Origin of the sequence: Streptomyces mirabilis (genome assembly GCF_039503195.1) — a bacterium.
GTDB lineage: Bacteria > Actinomycetota > Actinomycetes > Streptomycetales > Streptomycetaceae > Streptomyces > Streptomyces mirabilis_D.
The window spans coordinates 8086025-8105590 of record NZ_JBCJKP010000001.1 but is presented as its reverse complement, the minus strand read 5'-3'; the positions used below and the strand labels follow the sequence as shown (position 1 = coordinate 8105590).

Annotated in this window: 17 protein-coding genes; 5 read left to right on the top strand and 12 right to left on the bottom strand. The window is 70.9% G+C overall.

Features of this window, described 5'->3' with window-relative positions:
• Positions 1 to 79: 79 nt before the first annotated feature.
• Both AAFF41_RS36810 and AAFF41_RS36805 read right to left on the bottom strand, forming a co-directional pair.
• Positions 80 to 1342 (bottom strand): sensor histidine kinase, encoded by a 1263-nt coding sequence (locus AAFF41_RS36810; protein WP_319752390.1) that lies wholly within the window; start codon positions 1340 to 1342, stop codon positions 80 to 82.
• Between the two features lie 176 nt (positions 1343 to 1518).
• The gene (locus AAFF41_RS36805) at positions 1519 to 1905 is read right to left on the bottom strand and encodes a guanyl-specific ribonuclease (RefSeq protein ID WP_343326406.1); all 387 of its coding nucleotides are present in this window, start codon (positions 1903 to 1905) and stop codon (positions 1519 to 1521) included.
• Between the two features lie 203 nt (positions 1906 to 2108).
• On the opposite strand from AAFF41_RS36805, the gene AAFF41_RS36800 reads away from it, so the two are divergent.
• Positions 2109 to 3116, top strand: a complete 1008-nt coding sequence (locus AAFF41_RS36800; protein WP_319752388.1) for a magnesium transporter CorA family protein — start codon at positions 2109 to 2111, stop codon at positions 3114 to 3116.
• Positions 3117 to 3152: 36 nt separating this feature from the next.
• Here AAFF41_RS36800 and alc read toward each other — a convergent pair whose 3' ends face one another.
• Positions 3153 to 4268, bottom strand: a complete 1116-nt coding sequence (gene alc / locus AAFF41_RS36795; RefSeq protein WP_343325300.1) for an allantoicase — start codon at positions 4266 to 4268, stop codon at positions 3153 to 3155.
• Positions 4269 to 4324: 56 nt separating this feature from the next.
• Positions 4325 to 5647, bottom strand: a complete 1323-nt coding sequence (allB, locus tag AAFF41_RS36790) for an allantoinase AllB (protein WP_319752401.1) — start codon at positions 5645 to 5647, stop codon at positions 4325 to 4327.
• Positions 5648 to 5946: 299 nt separating this feature from the next.
• Between allB and AAFF41_RS36785 the strand changes: the two genes are divergently transcribed.
• Positions 5947 to 6750, top strand: a complete 804-nt coding sequence (locus tag AAFF41_RS36785; RefSeq protein WP_319752386.1) for an IclR family transcriptional regulator — start codon at positions 5947 to 5949, stop codon at positions 6748 to 6750.
• 15 nt (positions 6751 to 6765) lie between these two features.
• Here AAFF41_RS36785 and AAFF41_RS36780 read toward each other — a convergent pair whose 3' ends face one another.
• Both AAFF41_RS36780 and AAFF41_RS36775 read right to left on the bottom strand, forming a co-directional pair.
• Positions 6766 to 7287: a universal stress protein gene (locus AAFF41_RS36780; RefSeq protein WP_319752385.1), complete on the bottom strand. Its 522-nt coding sequence runs from the start codon at positions 7285 to 7287 to the stop codon at positions 6766 to 6768.
• A gap of 6 nt (positions 7288 to 7293) precedes the next feature.
• The gene (locus tag AAFF41_RS36775; protein WP_343325299.1) at positions 7294 to 7512 is read right to left on the bottom strand and encodes a hypothetical protein; all 219 of its coding nucleotides are present in this window, start codon (positions 7510 to 7512) and stop codon (positions 7294 to 7296) included.
• 106 nt (positions 7513 to 7618) lie between these two features.
• Here AAFF41_RS36775 and yczR point away from each other — a divergent pair, with 106 nt between their 5' ends.
• A complete protein-coding gene (gene yczR / locus AAFF41_RS36770) occupies positions 7619 to 9094 on the top strand; it encodes a MocR-like transcription factor YczR (protein WP_319752384.1) in 1476 nt (491 codons plus the stop codon).
• Positions 9095 to 9135: 41 nt separating this feature from the next.
• On the opposite strand, the gene AAFF41_RS36765 is transcribed toward yczR, so the two are convergent.
• Complete coding sequence (locus AAFF41_RS36765) at positions 9136 to 9453, bottom strand: DUF5955 family protein (RefSeq protein WP_319752383.1); 318 nt, start codon at positions 9451 to 9453, stop codon at positions 9136 to 9138.
• Positions 9454 to 9661: 208 nt separating this feature from the next.
• Here AAFF41_RS36765 and AAFF41_RS36760 point away from each other — a divergent pair, with 208 nt between their 5' ends.
• Positions 9662 to 10261 (top strand): nucleotidyltransferase family protein, encoded by a 600-nt coding sequence (locus AAFF41_RS36760; RefSeq protein WP_143603360.1) that lies wholly within the window; start codon positions 9662 to 9664, stop codon positions 10259 to 10261.
• A 187-nt stretch (positions 10262 to 10448) separates the two neighbouring features.
• A complete protein-coding gene (aceB, locus tag AAFF41_RS36755) occupies positions 10449 to 12083 on the top strand; it encodes a malate synthase A (protein WP_343325298.1) in 1635 nt (544 codons plus the stop codon).
• Between the two features lie 13 nt (positions 12084 to 12096).
• On the opposite strand, the gene AAFF41_RS36750 is transcribed toward aceB, so the two are convergent.
• From AAFF41_RS36750 to AAFF41_RS36730, 5 genes are all read right to left on the bottom strand, one after another.
• Positions 12097 to 12372: an Rdx family protein gene (locus tag AAFF41_RS36750; protein ID WP_054237070.1), complete on the bottom strand. Its 276-nt coding sequence runs from the start codon at positions 12370 to 12372 to the stop codon at positions 12097 to 12099.
• Complete coding sequence (locus AAFF41_RS36745; RefSeq protein ID WP_343325297.1) at positions 12369 to 13283, bottom strand: HipA family kinase; 915 nt, start codon at positions 13281 to 13283, stop codon at positions 12369 to 12371. Before AAFF41_RS36745 ends, AAFF41_RS36750 begins: the two co-directional genes overlap by 4 nt.
• 192 nt (positions 13284 to 13475) lie before the next feature.
• Positions 13476 to 15416 (bottom strand): FHA domain-containing protein, encoded by a 1941-nt coding sequence (locus tag AAFF41_RS36740; protein ID WP_343325296.1) that lies wholly within the window; start codon positions 15414 to 15416, stop codon positions 13476 to 13478.
• Between the two features lie 333 nt (positions 15417 to 15749).
• The gene (locus AAFF41_RS36735; protein WP_343325295.1) at positions 15750 to 17606 is read right to left on the bottom strand and encodes a serine/threonine-protein kinase; all 1857 of its coding nucleotides are present in this window, start codon (positions 17604 to 17606) and stop codon (positions 15750 to 15752) included.
• Between the two features lie 363 nt (positions 17607 to 17969).
• Entirely contained in the window at positions 17970 to 19514 is a 1545-nt protein-coding gene (locus AAFF41_RS36730) for an IucA/IucC family protein (protein ID WP_415925985.1), read from the bottom strand.
• Between the last annotated feature and the right edge of the window lie 52 nt (positions 19515 to 19566).

Here is a 19566-nt window from a genome sequence, read left to right as displayed (position 1 = left end):
CCCCGCAACCACGGGCGGACATCACGCACCGCGGGCGCACCTCACGCTCCCCCACGCAACCGCGGGCACACGCCCACGCTCACCCACCCCACGGCAGCCACGCCCGCACCAAGAAGCCCCCACCCCCGTCGGACCCGTGCTCCAGACGCCCCCCGGCCAGAGTGGCCCGCTCGGTCAGTCCGATCAGCCCCTGCCCGGAACCCGGCACATGCGGTACCTCTCCCGGAGGAGCGGGGTTGCGCACGGACACACTCACACCGTCACCCGGGGCCCCCGAGACACCCACCGTGACCTCGGCCCCCGGAGCATGCTTACGGGCGTTCGTCAGCCCTTCCTGGGCGATGCGATACACGGTCCGCCCGACGGACGCGGGCACAGTCGCGGCATCGGCGACCCGCAGATCGAGGGCCACCTTCATCCCCGCCTCACGCGACTCGGAGACCAGCGCGTCCAACGCGCCGAGCGTCGGCTGCGGCCGCCCCGCGTCGTCGGAGTCACCCGCCCGCAGCACCCCGATGATCTCCCGCAGATCCTGCAGGGCCTCGTGCGCGCTCTCCCGGATCACCCCGGCGGCCCGCGCGACCTCCTCGCGAGGCGCGTCCGGCCGGAACTCCAACGCCCCCGCGTGCACGCTCAACAACGTCAGGCGGTGCGCGAGCACATCGTGCATCTCGCGCGCGATCGCCTCGCGCGCCAGCCGCTGCGCCTGCTCGGCCCGCAGCGCGGCCTCCGTCTCGGCCCGCCGTGCCCGGTCCCGCAGACTCAGCATGAGCTGCCGCTTGGACCGTACGAACATGCCCCAGCCGACGACCGCCAGGGTCAGCAGCGTGGTGACGGCGATGGCGGCGGCGTAGGACAGATCGGGATCGGGCCGCAGCCAGAAGTAGACCGGAAGCAGGGCGAGCTGGAGACCGGCGACCCAGCCCACGTACTTGAGTGGCCGGTGCACGGCGAGCGTGAAGAGGGCGACCAGTCCTGCGCCGCCCGCGGTGTTCGAGAGCAGTCCGACGGGGATCATCGCCACGGCCAGCCCCAGCGGCCACCGGCGGCGCGACCACACGGCGAAGCAGGCGAGGCCGCCGATCCACTGGTCGACGACGGCGAGGGCGTGCGGGGTGTCCGGGTCGCGGGTCAGCGTGTGCGCGGCCATCGCCCCGATGACGACGGCCAGCACGAAGCAGCCGAAGTCGACCATCCAGTCACGCGCGGTACGCCGGGGGCGCCCGCCCCGACCCGTCCGCTCGGGGTCGAGCTCCGCGACCACGGCCGACGGCAGCAGCCAGCGCCGCCCGGGCAGAACGGGTGCCGCCGGCACCGGATCGTCACCACTCACGGTCGACAAACTACGGGCCCGCCCCGCGGGCGCCTCCCCCGCGGCGGCGATCGTCGACCAAAGTAGCGGCGCCGCATACTTTCGTCCGGACGTACCTCGCCCCGCGGCCCATGAACGTGGGGGGAACCGCGGGGCGAGGATCTTCCACAGAGCGGGTCAAACCAGCACTACGCGCAGCCCTCGGCTCAGCAGCCGAAGTTGATCAGCTTGAAGGTGACGTAGTGGTCCGCGGTGTAGTAGTCCTCCTGCGTCTTCTTGCCGGTCACGATGCGCTTGGCGCCACGCGTCGAGGAGCCCGGCGTGATGACGGTGTACTCGTGGTAGTACCCGGTGGACTGGGAGGGCAGGACACCCTCCCGGTTCTGGAAGACGGCCCCGTCCTGCGAGTACGGGAAGGGACCGCCGGACGCGATCAGGTCCAGCGTGTCGTACGCCTGCGACGGCAGCTTGCTGTAGCAGATGCTGCCCACGGCGGTGGCCGCCGCGTTGGCGGGGACCACGGCGGTGCCGCCGATGAGCAGCGCGGACGTGAAGGCGACCAGGGCGCCGATACGAGTGATTCGTGGGGGAATCTCATGACTCTAGGATGACGCGCGTAGACCATGGCATGTCAATGTCAAGGCAGAGGATTTCTCCCGCCAAGTCCGATGAGTTTTCCGGGAGTTAACGAAGCCCGACACGACGCCCTGCGCGGTCAGCTGCTCGCGGGGCCTTCGGCGGTAGTGTGCCGAGGGACGGTGCGGTGTGCGCACGACGCCATCCACGGTGAGGGGCGATGATCGTTTCGGTGGTGTCGATGCCGGAGGGCGTCGTCGCTCGCACCGGTCTGGCACAGGCCCGGGAGCGCCTCGCGGCGACCTCCGGCTTCGTGATCGTGGACATCGACCTGGGAGACGAACCCCCGCCCGACGAGGAGCCGCTCTCCCGTCGGCTCGGACTGGACGACGCGGCCGGCGAGTGGCTCGGCAGAGCGGACGAGCACGTCCGGGCCGAGTATCACGACGGGACTGCCATCGGCGTCGTTCCGGTGGTCGGCGGAAACGAGGTCACCCATATCCATGTCCTCGCCGACCAGCGCCGCTTCATCACGGTGCACCACGGGCCCGTCGAACTGATCGAGGCCTTCCTCGACCAACTGCCGCAGGACCTGCCTCCCGACACGGTGACAGCGCTGTTCCTGTTTCTCCAGGGGGTCCTGGAGACCTTCCGCCGGGCCGTCACGCAGGCCCATCTGGAGGTCGAGGACCTGGAGGAGGCGATGTTCGAGCGGCGGCAGCCGGGACACGTCCAACAGCTGGCCCAGCTGCGACGGCGCGCGGCCCATCTGCATCGCGCGTTCCTGCCGTACGCCGCGGTCGCCCAGGAGATCCTGGTGCGCCGCAGGATGACGGATCACCACCTCTCGCAGGAGCGGCAGGCGATGAACCGGCTGCACGAGCACACCGTGCAGCTGGTCCTCGTGGAGATCGAGACGCTGCGGGACGCGGCCCGGCGGGCCGCGACCAGCTACGCGTCACTCGTCGCCGATCAGCAGAACGTCGTGATCAACAGACTGACGATCGTCTCGATGATCTTCTTGCCGCTGTCGTTCCTGACCGGTTTCTTCGGCATGAACTTCGCCTACCTCACCAACCGGCTGATGAGCGAGGACTCCTTCCTGGAGTTCGGCGTGGGTCTGCAGGTGGGTGCCGTGGTCGTCGCCCTCTACTACGTGCTGTACCGCACGCACTGGCGCCAGCTGCGCGACAGCCGTACCCGCGACGCCGCCGACGACCAGTCCTGATCGCGGTCCGCCGAAGCCCAGCGCGGCGGCGCGGCCTCAGCCGCCGAGTTCCTGGTACCTGGCCGTCAGGGCCGTGGCGCCCTCCTCCGTGAGGGAGCCGAACAGACGCAGGCGGGAGATGCCGCCGTCGGGGAAGATGTCCACGCGCGCGTGGGTCCCGATCACGGGCGCGGCGAGGACGAAGCGGTGGTTGGTGTCGGGCTGGAGGCGGGTACGGGGGAGGACCTCCGCCCAGTCGCCGTCGTCGCCGTCCTTCACCGACACCGACGCCCAGCCGGCACTGTTGCCCTTCAAGTACGCCGTGTCGATCTCCAGGGCGCGGATCTCGGACTGGGCGACCAACTGGTAGCGGATCCAGTCGTTGCCCTGGTCGCGGCGGCGGCGGGTCTCCCAGCCGTCGTCCATCTTGCGGGAGCGTCCCGGCTGGATGGTGTTGGTGGCGGGCGAGTAGAAGAGGTTGGAGGCGTCCTCGACCCGGCCGCCGTTCTCCAGGGCGAGAACGTCGAAGGTGCCGAGCGCGGAGAGCCACTGCGGGTCGGCCACGACCTCGCCGTGGACGCGCAGTCGGGCGATGCCGCCGTCGGGATGCTGGTTGACGCGGAGGTGCGTGAAGCGCTGCTCGACGGAGACGGCGAAGCCGTTGGCGGCGTGGCCGCCGACCGCCGTGCGCGGTACCAGCGTCGTCCACTTCACGTCGTCCCCGAGGAGTTCCTCCGGTGCCGGGGAGCCGGGCACCGAGGCGCCCTCGACCGACACCGCCTGGGGGTAGTTGCCGCGGAAGTGGGCCGTGTCGACCACCACCCCGCGCACGACACCGGGTGCGCCGAGCCTGACGAGCGCCCAGTCGTGGTCCTCGGCCGTCGGCCACGGGTGCTCGGCCGAGGCGCCGCGGCGCCGCCGCGTCTCCCAGCCGTCCATGATCTTGCCCTTGTGCCCGAAGTTCTCGGGGTCGAACTCGGCCCGCCCGGGCAGCAGGAGGTTCTCGCGCTGGGCGAAGAACTCGTCGTTGGCGGCGATGACCCCGGCGCCGAGCTGCCGGTCGGCGAGGTTGGCGTACTGGGTGAAGGGGAAGTCGGCGGTGCGGTGGTCCGCGTACGGGTCGCCGCCTCCGTAGGGGTTCGCGTCGCCGGTGAAGTGAGGAATCGCCGTCACGTTGATCAGGTCTGCCTTTCGAGGTCGGCCGCTACGGGTGCGGGTGCGTTCGAGGACTACGGGGTGCGCGTCAGGAGTTCGCCGCCGGGGGCGCCGAACTCGCCGTCGGACACGATGCGCTCGCCTCGCAGCCAGGTGGACTTCACGACCCCGCTGAGCGTTCGGCCGGCGTAGGCCGTGACCCGGTTGCGGTGCTGCAGCGCGGCGGGATCCACGGTGAAGGTCTCGTCGGGGGCGAGGACGGCGAAGTCGGCGTCCCGGCCCACCGCGATGGCTCCCTTGCGGGAGTCCAGGCCGACCAGCCGGGCGGTGCGCGTGGACATCCAGCGGACCACGTCCTCCAGGCTGTGACCGCGCCTGCGGGCCTCCGTCCAGACCGCCGACAGGCTCAGCTGGAGCCCGGAGATACCGCCCCAGGCGGTCGCGAAGTCGTCCGTCTTCAGGTCGGCCGTGGACGGCGAGTGGTCGGTGACGACGCAGTCGATCGTGCCGTCGGCCAGCGCCTGCCACAGCAGGTCCTGGTTGGCGGCCTCGCGGATGGGCGGGCAGCACTTGAACTCGCTCGCCCCGTCCGGGACTTCCTCCGCCGTCAGGGTCAGGTAGTGGGGGCAGGTCTCCACCGTGATCCGCACGCCCGCACGCTTGGCGTCGGCGATCAGGGGCAGCGCGTCGGAGGACGACAGGTGCAGCACGTGCACACGCGCGTGGAGGCGTTCGGCCTGCGCAATGAGGTTGCCGATGGCGGTGTCCTCGGCGTCGCGCGGGCGCGAGGCCAGGAAGTCGGCGTATTTCCGGCCGCCCTTCTGAGGGGCGGCGGCGAGGTGGTGCGGGTCCTCGGCATGCACGATGAGCAGGCCGTCGAACGCGGCGATCTCGGCCAGGGACCGGGCCAGTTGTTCCTGGTCCAGCTCGGGGAACTCGTCCACGCCGGACGGCGACAGGAAGGCCTTGAAGCCGAAGACTCCCGCGTCGTGCAGCGGGCGCAGGTGCTTGACGTTGTCGGGGAGGGCACCGCCCCAGAAGCCGACGTCGATGTGCGCCTTGGAGCGGGCGACGTCCTGCTTGGTGCGGAGGTGCTCGACCGTGGTCGTCGGCGGGAGGGAGTTGAGCGGCATGTCGACCAGCGTGGTGATGCCGCCGGCCGCGGCGGCGCGCGTCGCGGTCCAGAAGCCCTCCCACTCCGTGCGGCCGGGGTCGTTGACGTGCACGTGGGTGTCGACCAGGCCCGGCAGGAGGACGTCGTCGCCGAAGTCCTCCAGGCGGGCGCCGGGCGGCACCTCGGCGTCGTACGCGAGCACGGCCGTGATCCTGCCCGCGGCGACCGCGACCGTGGCGGCGCGCGTCCCTTCGGGAGTGATGACGCGCGTCGAGCGCAGCATCAGTTCGACCCATCCGACGTCGGACACCCGGACCCCTCTCTCTGCCGCTGTCGACTCCCGCTGCCGCAGTTAACTTCCACGTAACGGAATTCAACGTTCTGTTGAAGGAGTCTTCACTCAAGCCCTCGCGCCGTCAAGGGCTCACCCCTCCACCCTGCCCCCCGAACCCACCCCTCTGGATATTTCCACAGAATGGAATTAGAATTCCACAAAGCAGAACGTAGCTACGCACCACCAAGGAGTCAACCCAGTCCCGGGTAGGCTGCATCACTGCCTGTCAGCCTTGAAAGGACCGCGCCGTGCCTGCGTCCAGCGCCAGCACCACCGACGACGCCAAGTCATCCGCCCCGAGCGGTGGTGTCCAGTCCCTCGAGCGCGCCTTCGACCTGCTCGAGCGCATGGCCGACGCCGGCGGGGAGGTCGGCCTGAGCGAGCTCTCCGTGAGCAGCGGGCTGCCGCTGCCCACCATCCACCGCCTCATGCGCACGCTCGTGGCCTGCGGTTACGTACGCCAGCAGGCGAACCGCCGCTACGCGCTCGGCCCCCGCCTGATCCGCCTGGGCGAGTCCGCCTCCCGGCTGCTCGGCACCTGGGCGCGCCCCTATCTCGCCCGTCTGGTCGAGGAGACCGGCGAGACCGCGAACATGGCACTGCTCGACGGGGACGAGATCGTGTACGTGGCCCAGGTGCCCTCCAAGCACTCGATGCGCATGTTCACCGAGGTGGGGCGCCGGGTGCTGCCGCACTCCACGGGCGTGGGCAAGGCCCTGCTCGCGAACACCCCGGCGGACGAGGTGCGCGCGCTGCTCGCCCGTACCGGCATGCCCGCCGCGACGGAGAAGACGATCACCACCCCGGACGGCTTCCTCACCGCGCTGGAGGAGGTGCGCCGGCTCGGTTACGCGGTGGACGACAACGAGCAGGAGATCGGCGTGCGCTGCCTCGCCGTCTCGGTCCCCGACTCCCCCACGGCCGCCGCCATCTCGATCTCCGGTCCCGCGGGCCGGGTCACGGACGTGGCCACGGAGAAGATCGTGCCCATGCTCCAGCAGGTCGCGGCGGAGCTGTCGGAGGCGCTGGCCAGCTCGGGCCCGGGGGCCTGACCGAGCACCCGGGGGTCACCCGGGGGCGAAGTCGGCGAAGTCCCGCGCCGTGGCCCGGCGCAGGGCCCGGCGTTCGCGGCGTGCGAAGGCCGGGGCGGGCACCGTCAGGACCGGGCAGCGGGCGCGCGCCGACACCTGGCGGCGGACCGCGGCCCTACGAGCCCTCGCGCGGGCGCCGATGACCAGGAGGTCGTCCGGGCGCGCGGCCAGTCGGCACAGGGCCCGGTCGGGACGGGCACGGACCACCCTGCGGACGACGGTGACCTCGGACGGCGTACCGCCGAAGGCCTCCTCGAAGGCCCGGTCGAGCCGGGCGGCGGCCTCGCGGGCGCAGCGGGCGGCCCAGGCGCTGTCGGGGTTGCGGGCGTGGAGGGCCTCACCCTCGGGCGGTTCCCACGCGAGTACGGCCACGAGCACGCGGCCGCTGGAGCGGGCGGCGCGGGCGCTGGAGCGGGCGGCGCGGGCGGCCGTCCGCAGCGCGGCGAGGCTGGCGAGCGAGCCGCTGACGCCGACGACGACCTGTCCGGCGGCGGCCATCAGGACTCACCCCGGCGTGGCCTCGGCAGCCCGAGCCCCCCTACCGGCACGGGCGGGGAAGCGCCCCGCGGCCAGCCTGCGCACCCACTCCCGCACCGGCACCCCCGGCATCCGCGCCTCCTGGCGCCGCTGCATCTCCCGCTCCCCACGATCGCTGAGGCAGTGGTCGCCTCCGTTGCCGCACGTACTCCCCTTCTCGCGGACGTTTCCGGCGTCGATCGACATCGCTCCGCTCCCCTTCCCAGGCCAATGCGGTGGGACGATTTCCCCTGGTCCCCGAAGTCTGTAGGCTGATTGGCCTGCCCCACAGGGCCAATACAAGGGAGTTGGCATGGTGAACGGACCGGTGGTCCATGGAATGGACAGGACGCTGGGAAGCCGGCAGCTCGCCGCTCTGCTGTCCGCCGTGCCCCACGCCGACGGCCGCCCCGGATATCGGGCGCTGGCCGACGGCGTGCGCAGGTTGCTCCTCGACGGCCGGATCGCGCTGCACGTCCGGCTGCCCGCCGAGCGCGAGCTGGCCTCCGCGCTCACGGTCAGCCGGGCCACGGTGACGGCGGCGTACGACCTGCTGCGCGAGGACGGGTTCGCGCGGAGCCGACGGGGCGCGGGGACCTGGACAGAGCTGCCCGCCGGCCACCGCCCGGCCAATGTGGCCTCCTTCCCGGCCGACGACGGGGTGATCGACCTGGCCATCGCGGCGCCCGGCGCGCCCGAGGCGGAGCTCGCCGCGGCCTTCGCTGAGGCGGGCGTCCTGCTGGCCCGGCGGGCCTCGACACCCGGCTATCACCCCTACGGAATCCCGGAGTTGAGGGCCGCCGTCGCCGAGCGGTTCACCCGGCGCGGGCTGCCGACACTGCCGGACCAGATCCTCATCACGAACGGCGCGCAGCAGGCCCTCTCGCTGACGCTCGGGCTGCTCGGGCGGCCCGGTGACCGGATCCTGGTCGAGAACCCCTCGTATCCGAACGCGCTCGACGCGATGCGCCGCGTGGGACTGCGCACCACTCCCGTGCCCGTCACGGCGGAGGGCTGGGACCCGGGGCTGATCGACTGCGCGCTACGCCAGGCGGCGCCCCGGCTCGCGTATCTGATCCCCGACTTCCACAATCCGACGGGTCATCTGATGCCGCTCGAACAGCGCCTGGCGGTACTGGAGTCGGCGCGCACGACCGGCACCTGGCTGGTGATCGACGAGACGATGACGGACATCGCGCTGGATGTGCCCGGGGCCGCGCCGTTCGCCTCGCTCGCACCCCGCGGAATGAGCGAACAGGTCGTGACGGTGGGGTCGTTGAGCAAGACGCACTGGGGCGGGCTGCGCCTCGGTTGGGTGCGGGCGGGATCCCGGCTGATCACGGAGCTGGCGACCGCGCGGGTGCCCACGGACATGGGCGGCTCGGTCCTGGACCAGCTGGTCGCGCTCGGACTGCTGGCCCGCACGGACGAGGTGCTGCGCGAGCGGCTGCCGCGGCTGCGTGCCCAGCGTGACGCGCTCGCCGACTCGCTGGCCCGTCATCTCCCCGACTGGCGCTGGCAGTTGCCGCCCGGCGGACTGACGCTGTGGATCGACCTGGGTCGCCCGATCGCCTCGCCGCTGGCCCGCGCGGCCCTGGCCCAGGGGCTGCGCATCGAGGGCGGTTCCCGCTTCGGCGCCGACCCGGGCACCCATGAGCACCGGCTGCGTTTCCCCTACACCCTGCCGTCCGACGTGCTCGACGAGGCGGTACGCCGGCTCACGACCGCCCTGGACAGCGGGCTCACCGCGGCCGGAGCGGAGGCGGGCCGCCCGCACTGGGTGGCGTGAGAGGTCCTCCGGGAACGCACCCGGAGAAGGACCCCGCCCCCTCAAGGGCGCCGGGGCGGTTCCCGGAACAGCTCCACCGCGCTGCGTACGCCCGCGAGGCCGGTCGACAGCGCGCTGACCGAGCCGATCGCGCCCGCGATCAGCAGCAGGGAGCGACGCAGCCGGGGTATCTCGGGCATGCCGCTGAGGGCCATCGCCGCGAGCGCGGCGAGCTCGTCCTCGGCGATGCCCCGGTCGGGGAACTCGGCCGGATGTGTGGCGAGTTCACGGCGCAGCCGGGAGACGGCGGTCCGCAGTTCCGCCACCCTCGGATCCTCGTCGCTGCCGGTCACTGGCCTCTGTCCCAAGCTCCGCAACACAGCTCGCCCCCTCGCACGTCCTTGTGCGCACGCCCTCGCCGGTCTCTCCCGCACCCCGTGGCGATGGTCGGGCGCCGGGGGACGCGGGCCAGTAAACGCCACCCGATGCGGTGGCGCCACCGCGCGGACCGAAATTCAGCCCCGCGAGACCATGCCCTCGGCGCCGGGTCAGGTATGCAGGAGGTATGACGCACAGGGAAGACGGCGTATGACGCACGAAGAAGACCAGGTGGCCGGGCTGCTCCTCGCGGCGGGCGGGGGACGACGGCTCGGCGGGCGGCCCAAGGCGCTGCTCGAACATCGGGGGCGCCCCCTCGTGGAATACGCGGTGGGGGTGCTGCGCGCGGCCGGCTGCACGCGCGTCCACGTGGTGCTGGGGGCGCGTGCCGACGCCGTACGGGAGCGGGCGCGGCTCGACGGGTGTGTGCTCGTGGACAACCCGGAGTGGGAGAACGGCATGGGTTCGTCACTACGCGCCGGGCTCGGCTCGCTCGCCGGCACGGGCGCGCGGGCGGCACTGGTCTCGCTGGTCGACCAGCCCGGCATCGGGCCGCGAGCGGTCGCCCGGGTGCTCGCCGCCCACCAGGACGACACCTCGCTGGTTTCCGCGACGTACGACGGTGTGCGCGGCCATCCCGTCCTCTTCGGCGCCGCCCACTGGGCCGGTGTCGCGGCGAGTGCCACCGGTGACCGAGGGGCACGCGCCTATCTGAAGGAGCACGAGGCCGCGATCACGCTCGTCGAGTGCGGTGACGTGGCGGAGCCGTACGACATCGACACGGAGGACGATCTGGGACACCTTGAGTGAACGGCGTGGCACTGAGCGCCACGGTGCCTCGACCTGGAGAATCTCGACATCAACAAACCATTGAACTTCCACCATGAGGAAACTACTATCCACTGTTCAGAAGCGCCGGGCTGCTCTCCCGGCGCCGATCGCCGTACCCGGGTCGCCAGGCACCCGGTGCCACGCTCGCTGAAGGAAGTGACAGCTCATGTCCGCACCAGCGCCGTCCTCGCTGGCCATCGTCGACGCCGAGCCCCTGCCCCGGCAGGAAGAGGTCCTCACCGACGCGGCCCTCGCCTTCGTGGCCGAGCTGCACCGGTTGTTCACGCCCCGGCGTGAGGAGCTCCTCGCCCGCCGCGCGGAGCGCCGCGCCGAGATCGCCCGCACCTCCACGCTCGACTTCCTCCCCCAGACCGCCGCCATCCGCGCGGACGACTCCTGGAAGGTGGCTCCCGCTCCGGCCGCCCTGAACGACCGCCGTGTCGAGATCACCGGCCCCACCGACCGCAAGATGACCATCAACGCCCTCAACTCGGGCGCGAAGGTCTGGCTCGCGGACTTCGAGGACGCCTCGGCGCCCACCTGGGAGAACGTGGTCACCGGTCAGCTCAACCTGATCGACGCGTACACCCGCAGCATCGACTTCACGGACCCGAAGTCCGGCAAGACGTACGCCCTGAAGGCGAACGACGAGCTCGCGACGGTCGTCATGCGGCCACGTGGCTGGCACCTGAACGAGCGTCACCTCGTCGACGCGGACGGCACCCCCGTCCCCGGCGCGCTCGTCGACTTCGGCCTGTACTTCTTCCACAACGCGCAGCGGCTGCTCGACCTCGGCAAGGGCCCGTACTTCTACCTCCCGAAGACCGAGTCGCACCTGGAGGCCCGCCTCTGGAACGACGTCTTCGTCTTCGCGCAGGACTACGTCGGCATCCCGCAGGGCACCGTCCGCGCGACCGTCCTGATCGAGACGATCACGGCGGCGTACGAGATGGAGGAGATCCTCTACGAACTCCGCGAACACGCCTCCGGGTTGAACGCGGGTCGCTGGGACTACCTCTTCTCCATCGTCAAGAACTTCCGTGACGGCGGCCAGAAGTTCGTGCTGCCGGACCGCAACGCGGTGACGATGACGGCCCCGTTCATGCGTGCCTACACCGAACTCCTCGTCCGCACCTGCCACAAGCGCGGCGCGCACGCGATCGGCGGCATGGCGGCGTTCATCCCCTCCCGGCGCGACGAAGAGGTCAACAAGGTCGCCTTCGAGAAGGTCAAGGCCGACAAGGACCGCGAGGCGGGCGACGGCTTCGACGGCTCGTGGGTGGCCCACCCGGACCTGGTCCCGATCGCGATGGCCTCCTTCGACGCCGTCCTCGGCGAGAAGCCGAACCAGAAGGACCGGTTGCGCGAGGACGTGTCGGTCGCCGCCGGAGACCTGATCGCCGTCGACTCCCTCGACGCCAGGCCGACGTACGACGGTCTGGTCAACGCCGTCCAGGTCGGCATCCGTTACATCGAGGCCTGGCTGCGCGGGCTCGGCGCGGTCGCCATCTTCAACCTCATGGAGGACGCGGCCACCGCCGAGATCTCCCGCTCGCAGATCTGGCAGTGGATCAACGCGGGCGTCGAGTTCGAGCACGCGGGGCACACCGTGAAGGCCACCCCGGAGCTGGCCCGCGAGGTCGCCGCCGAGGAACTGGCGAACATCCGCGCCGAGGTCGGCGAGGAGGCCTTCGCGGCCGGCCACTGGCAGCAGGCTCACGACCTGCTCCTGGAGGTCGCGCTGGACGAGAACTACGCCGACTTCCTGACGCTGCCGGCGTACGAGCAGCTCAAGGGCTGACCTCCGAGGCGGCTCACTTGTCCGAGTGGCCCAGGGACCTTCCCGGGGCCACTCGGTCGCGTACGAGCTTCTTGACGGCCGTCGGTTCCGGGAAACCCTGCTCGCGCCGGTCCCAGACCACCTCGTCGTTCACGCGGACGACGAACACGCCGCCGGTGCCGGGCTTCAGGGACAGCTCGGTGAGTTCCGTCTCGAAGGTGGTGAGCAGTTCCTGGGCCAGCCAGGCCGCGCGGGGCAGCCAGCGGCACTGGGTGCAGTATTCGATCTGGACGCGCTGGACGTCTGTCATCCGAGGTGCACCGACCAATCCTGTTCCGCCGCCGGTTTGCCGTGCAGGTCGGGGACCCGCTTGAGCCAGTTCGGGCGGCCCTGCTGGGTCTTCGTCGCGCGGTCCGCGTCCTCGGCGGCGAGCTGTTCACGGCTCGGGAAGTCCGTGGGGAGCCAGTCCGCCGAGGCCTTCACGCGGGCGAGGAGATAGCGGACGTAGGCCTCCCGCGCCTCGTCCGGGGCCGCGAAACCGGGTTCTTCCGCGAGCCAGGCGTCCGGCACCGCGGCGGTGACCTCGCGCAGCAGCTCCTCCGTCACCCTGGGCGCGAGCTCGGCGTCGGCGGCACGGGTGTCCGGGGCGTAGCCGCCGAGGGCGTGGCGGCGGAAGTCGTACGCCCTCTCCGGGGCCGAGGCGTCCCAGCGGTGGTGGAAGACGAGGGCGGCGCCGTGGTCGATCAGCCACAGCCGCGGGGGCGCGATGCCGAACGTCGGCCAGACCATCAGGTTCGAGCTGTGCACCGTGCGGTCCACGTTGACCGTGAGGGCGTCCAGCCAGATCACCCTGCCCGCCTCCAGCGGGTCGACGGGGAACGTCCTGGCCGTCTCCGGGGTGAAGTCCTTCGCACCCGGCAGATAGTCCATGCCGAGGTTGAGCCCCGCGCTGACGCGCAGCAGGTCCTGGACCTCCTGGTGCGGTTCGTGCTCGGCGACGGCCGGATCGAAGTGGACGAGGACCAGCTCGGGGAAGCGCAGCCCGAGGGCGCGCGCCAGCTCACCGACGATCACCTCGGCGACCAGCGCCTTGCGTCCCTGCGCGGAGCCCGTGAACTTCACGACGTACGTCCCCAGGTCGTCGGCCTCGACGACGCCGGGTACGGAGCCACCGGACCGCAGGGGTGCGATATAGCGGGTCGCAGTGACTTCGTTCAGCATTTTCTCAGGCCATACATTTTCTCGACCTTACAATCCATGACCAACCCCAGACATATGCAACCAACGTAATCGACGTGCGCCCCTTGCCTCCATCATGATCATGCCCTGTACGACTTCGAAGAACACGGCTCCTCTTCTCCAGGAAAGAGGGAGGAGCCGTGTTCTCCTCGCCGCGGAATGTCCTGTCCGGCCTCAGAGCGGGTTGGAGGGCACGGAATCCTGCGGCGTGCGGGCCGGCGGCCCGATTCGCGGGTCGGTGGGGCGAGGGACGTAGACGGGGGAGTCCGACTGGTAGAAGAGATCGATGTCGGCTTCCTCGCCGCCGACGATCAGCGTGTCCCACGCACCGCTTTCCTGGAGCGTGCGGAGCGTGGCCGGGTCCAGCGTCGAGAGGTGGTTGCGCAGTTCCTCGTCGGTGGGCATACCGGGGAGACGGGTTGCGAGGCGCTCGCGTATCGCGGTCATGCGCTCCAGCAGAGCGTCGAGGGACGCGTGCCCGGGTTCGGAGCCGTCGCCGGGTTCCGGTTCCATGCTGCGGGCGATGATGTCCTTGATGGCCCGGGTGACGCCCTGTTCGTCGGTGGTGACCATGGCGTTCCAGGCCCGGCTCTTGTGCCGGTACTGCAGCATGGACATGGCCGCCTCGTGCCGGATGAAGTCGGCGTCGCGCAGCGGCTTTCCCCGCCATGTGCGGCTGAGGGAGCGAGCGAGCGAAGTGGCGGAGGCGAGACCGCTGTTGAGGCCGCGACCCGGCCAGAAGTGGATGGCGTTGGCCGCGTCGCCCAGCAGGAGGCCGTACGTGCCGGGGCCCGTCGCGGTCGGGCGGCTCAGCTGCGCCGTGAACCGCGGGCGCTGCACCATGTCCAGGCGGAACGACGTGATCGCGGTGAGGTCGTTCTCCGGCACGCCGAACAGCTTCAGTCCCTCCCGGATCCGCTTCCACAAGGGCGAACTGCGCAGCAGGGCGGGCAGGAAGAGGGTCCCGTGCGTGGGACAGCGGAACTCGTGGTCCTCCTCGCGGCTCATGACGCAGGGGCGAGCGGCGATGCACTCCTCGAAGACCTGACGGACCGGGTCGATGCCGATCACGTTTCGGGCCTCCTCGCGGGTGAGCCGCATGTTCAAGAAGCCCTCGCCGCGCAGCGAGTTGAGAAGAAACCTGTTCTGCGACACGGTCAGCAGGACGCTCATCTGGTCCGAGAGCGGGGACTTCACCCGAAGCCCCAGCACCACGTCCTGCAGATGGTCGCCGTCGAGGGAGTAGATCGAGGCGTCGGCCGCGCCGAAGCGGTCGGCGTAGTGCTCCCGCGTGCGGGATCGTCCGCCCTCGCAGATCGCCAGGACGTGTTCCTGCGCGAGTCGACCCTGATGCTCCGAAGGGTCGAACCGCTCCGGCACCAGCCGGATCGCGGCGTTCTTGTTCGCCAACTCCAGCAGGCGGTCCTCGATGTAGGCGATCCGGATGTTGCGGGGAGGCAGGCCGTCCACGGAGTCCGGTCCGACGGGCCACATTTCCGAATAGTCGCCCACGTCGCCGAACAGCGCCGACTGGATGTCCTCAGGCAGCGCGAGGTACTGCCGGCTCTGGACGGTCACGACCTGTTGGCGACGGACGTTTCCCTGGGTCTCGTCCTTCCAGTCGACGGTGGAGCCGTTCTTGGTCCACCGCCCTTCGTAGACCGTGATCGAGACCCGCCCGCGCAGCATGTTCTCCAGCGTCAGCGCGAAGGCGAGGCCCACCGGGCCTCCGCCGGTGACGGTGACCCTGAGCACGCCAGGGTCCACGGAGGCGCTCACCCGGGGTGCGTCGAGGTGGGAGAGATCCATCATCGTCTCGATGGCGTCCTCCGACTCGAAGAGGAAGGTCTCCTCACCTATTCGGATGCGGTCGCCGGAGCGCAGTACATGCCGGGTGATGCGCTGGTCGTTGACGAAGGTGCCGTTCCGGCTGTTGCGGTCGTAGAGCACGAAGCCGGCATCCTCCTCGAGGATTTCGGCGTGCAGACGGGAGGCGTTGGCGCTGACGATCACGACGTCGTTGTCGCTCTTGCGACCGAACGTCAGTGGAGCAGCGCTCAGGACCACGCTTTGACCAGTGAAGGGGCCCGTTTGCCCCAGGATGACCGATGGCACTCATACTCCTTATGAACGACATCCAACTGCGGAAGAGAGGCCGCGCGACGCGGCTGACCCGACACGAGACCGGAGCCTTCACTCAAACGTGAACGTGACCTGGTTTAGTTCGATTCTTGCGACACGTTCGTTCCGCGCCGCGTCGCGGGGCCGCGATCCGGACACCTCGCCGCGCCGCGGAAGAACTCCGGGCACGGGAAGGCCGGGACCGATGCCAGCCCCGATCCGCGCACTCGACGTGCGGTGAAGAGTGCTGGAAACCCTTCCGCGGCGGCCTGTTGCGGCCCTCGGCAACGCGGTCCGAGCCGTCGGTCGATGCCCGGAGGACCTGTCTCAGCCCGTTCCGGCCTCGCAAGTGAGCGACAGAGGCACCGTGTTGGACTTGCCCTGCAAGGGTGCCTTGAGCTCCACGCCGATTTCGCTCTCGAGCTTCCCGGCTTCCGCCCACGTGCTCAGGCTCACCGTGTCCTGCTTGCTGAGCCCTCCGTCGTCCGAGAACACCAGCGTCCTCCAGTGCGGATCGGTCACCGAGCCGTCCTTGGACACCCACCGGTAGGAGAATTGGGCCGGGAGCCGGTCCACCGAGAACGTCGCCGTAAAGGTGGGCGCCTGCTCGCTCGGCGGCGGGCACGGTCCCGAGTACGTCGTGTGCGAACCCGTCACCGTCACCCGCACCCCCAGGGTGGCGGAGGCGCCTTGGCCGTCGCCCTGTGTGCCGGCGGCGGTGGCGTTCTCGGCGTTTTTCGAGGCCGAGCCCGCCCCTGCGGTGGTGTTGCCGGCGCTCTGCCGATCCCCGCTTCCGTTTCCGTCGTTCATGAGCGCATAGCCCACCCCGGCCAGCGCCAGCACGCACAGGGACACGCCCGCGGCGACGAGCGCGATGCTGCGCCGGCTGCGCCGCGCGTCAACCGGGGGGACGGAGGAGGCGGGTGTGCCGGCGGCGCGCGGACCCAGCCCTGCGGGATCCGCGACCGCGGGCTGTGCCCCAGGATCCGCGTCCGCCGAACGCGCCGGGGAACGCGTGATCGTGGGCTGCGCCGAAGGATCCGCGACCGCAGCCTGCGCCAGGGGCTCGGCGACCGTGGGCTGCGTCACGGGATCCGCGTCCGCCGCCTGCACCGAAGGTTCCGCGACCGTCGCCTGCACCGAAGGTTCCGCGACCGTCGCCTGCACCGAAGGTTCCGCGACCGTCGCCTGCGCCGAGGGATCATCGATCGTGGGCGCTTCCAAGGAATGCGTGACCGTGGGCTGTTCCCCAGGATCCGCGGGAGACGTTCGTGTCGTGGGCTGTGTCGAAACGGTCGGGGAGTCGGAGGACGGCCGCACGATTCCCGGGTCGGGGATGCCGCCCTGGCCGATGAGCCGCAGGTCCGCTGCCGCCTGCCCGGCGGTGAGACGTTCGCCCGGATCCTTGCGCAGCAGTCCCTCGATGACCGGAGTGAGGGCGCCGGCCCGGCGGACTTGCGGCAACTCCGCGTCCACGATGGCCCGCAGAGTGCTCAGCGGGGTGTTCTGACGGAAGGGGGAGCGCGCCTCGACGGCCGCGTACAGCAGCACGCCGAGCGACCACAGGTCCGACGCGGGCCCGGACCGCTGGCCCAACGCCCGCTCCGGAGACAGGAACTCGGGCGATCCGACGACTTCACCGGTCATGGTGAGCGCGGAGTCGCCCTCGATCATGGCGATGCCGAAATCGGTGAGCACCACCCGGCCGTCCCTGGCTATCAGCACGTTGGCCGGTTTCACGTCTCGGTGCAGCACGCCGGTCTCGTGGGCGGCGTGGAGCGCGGCGAGCACCTCGAGGCCGATGGACGCGGCACGTTGCGGGGAGAGTCGGCCCTCGGTCTTGAGCAGGTCGGCCAGCGACTGACCGCGGACCAACTCCATGACGATCCACGGGCGGCCCTCTTCCATGGCCACGTCGTAGACGGTCACCACGTTCGGATGCGCCACCCGGGCCGCGGCCCACGCCTCACGCTCCAGCCGCGTGTACATCCGCTCGATGTCGGGCGCCGCCAGTCCGGCGGGCGCCCGAACCTCCTTGATGGCAACCTCGCGGTGCAGCACCTTGTCGTAGGCGCGCCACACGGTGCCCATGCCGCCCGCGCCGAGGGGTGACAGCAGACTGTAGCGGCCGGCGACCACACGCTCGCTGCCCGACTCTTGGGACACGGCGTCCTCCTTGGCCATCGGAGCGATTCTCCCTTTCCCTACCCGAGCCGCTCGTCAGAGCGCGGACATCGCACGTGGACCATGCACCTGGCCTGTCCGGAAAGCAGGGCACGGACGGAGTGACCCCACAGCGGAGGAACCCGTGACAACCCAACGGACCAATCCGACGGTGATCGTACCGTCGTTCACCGGACGCGGGCGCCGACGTGTGCGCGGCACCGCCCGGGTCGAATCGCTCCATCATCACGTTCACCTGGCGTCACCCGTTGTGCACCTCGCCAGGTCGGCGGGTCGGTGGTGGAGGTCCGCCCGGATCCAGGGGCCGGCACGGGAGTTGAGCTGGTCGGCCGCCAGGGAGGGAGCGTGAAGAGGAACCCGGTACTAGGCGCGGACCAGCGGGTTCGGCAGCGGGAGGTAACGGGCGTCCGCGCCGTCCGCGCCCGTCCAGCGAAGCAGCAGGTTCGTCTTGCCGGGAAGCGTGGGGGCGGCGAGCAACTCCGCGATCTCGTACGCGATCCCGGGCAGGCCGTGGTGGGCCAGCTCGGCCCGTACGGCGGCCCACGGGTCCCAGCCCGGGTGGCCCTCCGCGAGCAGGGCGGCGAATTCTGACACGTTGTTGACGATCAGACAGTAGACGAGCCGCTCCCATCCGGCGGCCCGGTCCACGTCCGTGAGCAGCTTCACGCCCTCCGCGTCGCGGAACAGCGCCTGCACGGGGGTGCCGTCGGCGTCCACGGCCACCACCGTGTTCTGCAGATGCGCCTCCAGGACGACTCCGTGCCGCGCGAACGCATCCAGGGCCGGGGGGACGACCTGGCGCAGATACGCCGTCCACCAGGCGGACGGGTCGGCGAGACCGTCGAGGGGGCTGCCCTCGAAGCCCTCGACAAGGGCGGCGGCGAGGAGCGGGGTCGCGCCGGGGACGACGTGCTCGCGCAGCCCGTCGCGGACGAGGACCGCGAGTTCTTCGAAGGCGAAGTCGGCGGTGCGGTAGCCGCGGTCGCTCAGCCAGGCGGCGCCGGTCCTCGTGCCCGTGCTTGTCCCCATGGTCGTGGTCGCGAACGCGGCGGCTGTCGCCTCGTCCGTACGGCGCAGTTTCAGCAGGTCGTGGCGCCACAGCCGACGGATGTCGTTGGTGATGCGCACGTCGAGGCTGAACTTGACGAAGACGTCGTCCTCGGGGACGTAGAGCGTGCGGATCGCGGCCGTCGGCCACAGCGGGCGCGCGGTGCGGCCCAGGCGGATCAGCCGACCGTCCGCGAAGGCGGCCCGGATCTCCGGGCGGGCGCCGACCAGGTCGAGCTGCCAGGGATGGGCCGGAAGCAGCCGGTAGCCATCCGGGGACGGCCCGAAGTCGTCCAGCGCCGAGGTGTCGCCCTCCTCGACGACCGCGTCCTCCCGCACGCCGAGCAGCTCCAGCGGGAAGCGGGCGTACGCCTCGGGCGCGTACGGCAGCCAGTCGGCGACGGGGCCGCCGCCCCGGGCCTTGGGCGCCGGGTGGTACGGGTGCCCGGTGATCAGGGACTGCTCGGAGCGGATGTACGGGTCCGCGGGCGGCGTCGCGTCCAGGCGGGCGGCGAGCAGCGCGGCCACCGCGTCCCGGCTGTCGATCATCTCGGCGGGCAGCTCGGGGTTGGACAGACCGGTGAATCCGCGCAGTTCCTCGGCGGTGAGTTTGACCAGTTCGGCGTGGGTGAGCCGGTGCCAGGCCCCGTCGGCGTACACCTCGGGCGCCACGGGCCTGCGCGTCCCCCGCACCCGCAGCAGCCGCCCACTGGAGCGCAGCCGGAACACACCGGAGCCCTCGGCGGGCTCTCCCACCTCCCGCAGCAGACAATTGAGCAGCGGAGCGGCGGCGTACTCGTCGGCGGCCTCTTCTATGTCGTCCCTGAGGTACCTGGGGGGCATGGAGTCCACGCGATCCATTCATTCCATACGGTGCACTGGTGATCAGTATGTCTGTCGGCGCGGGCGACCG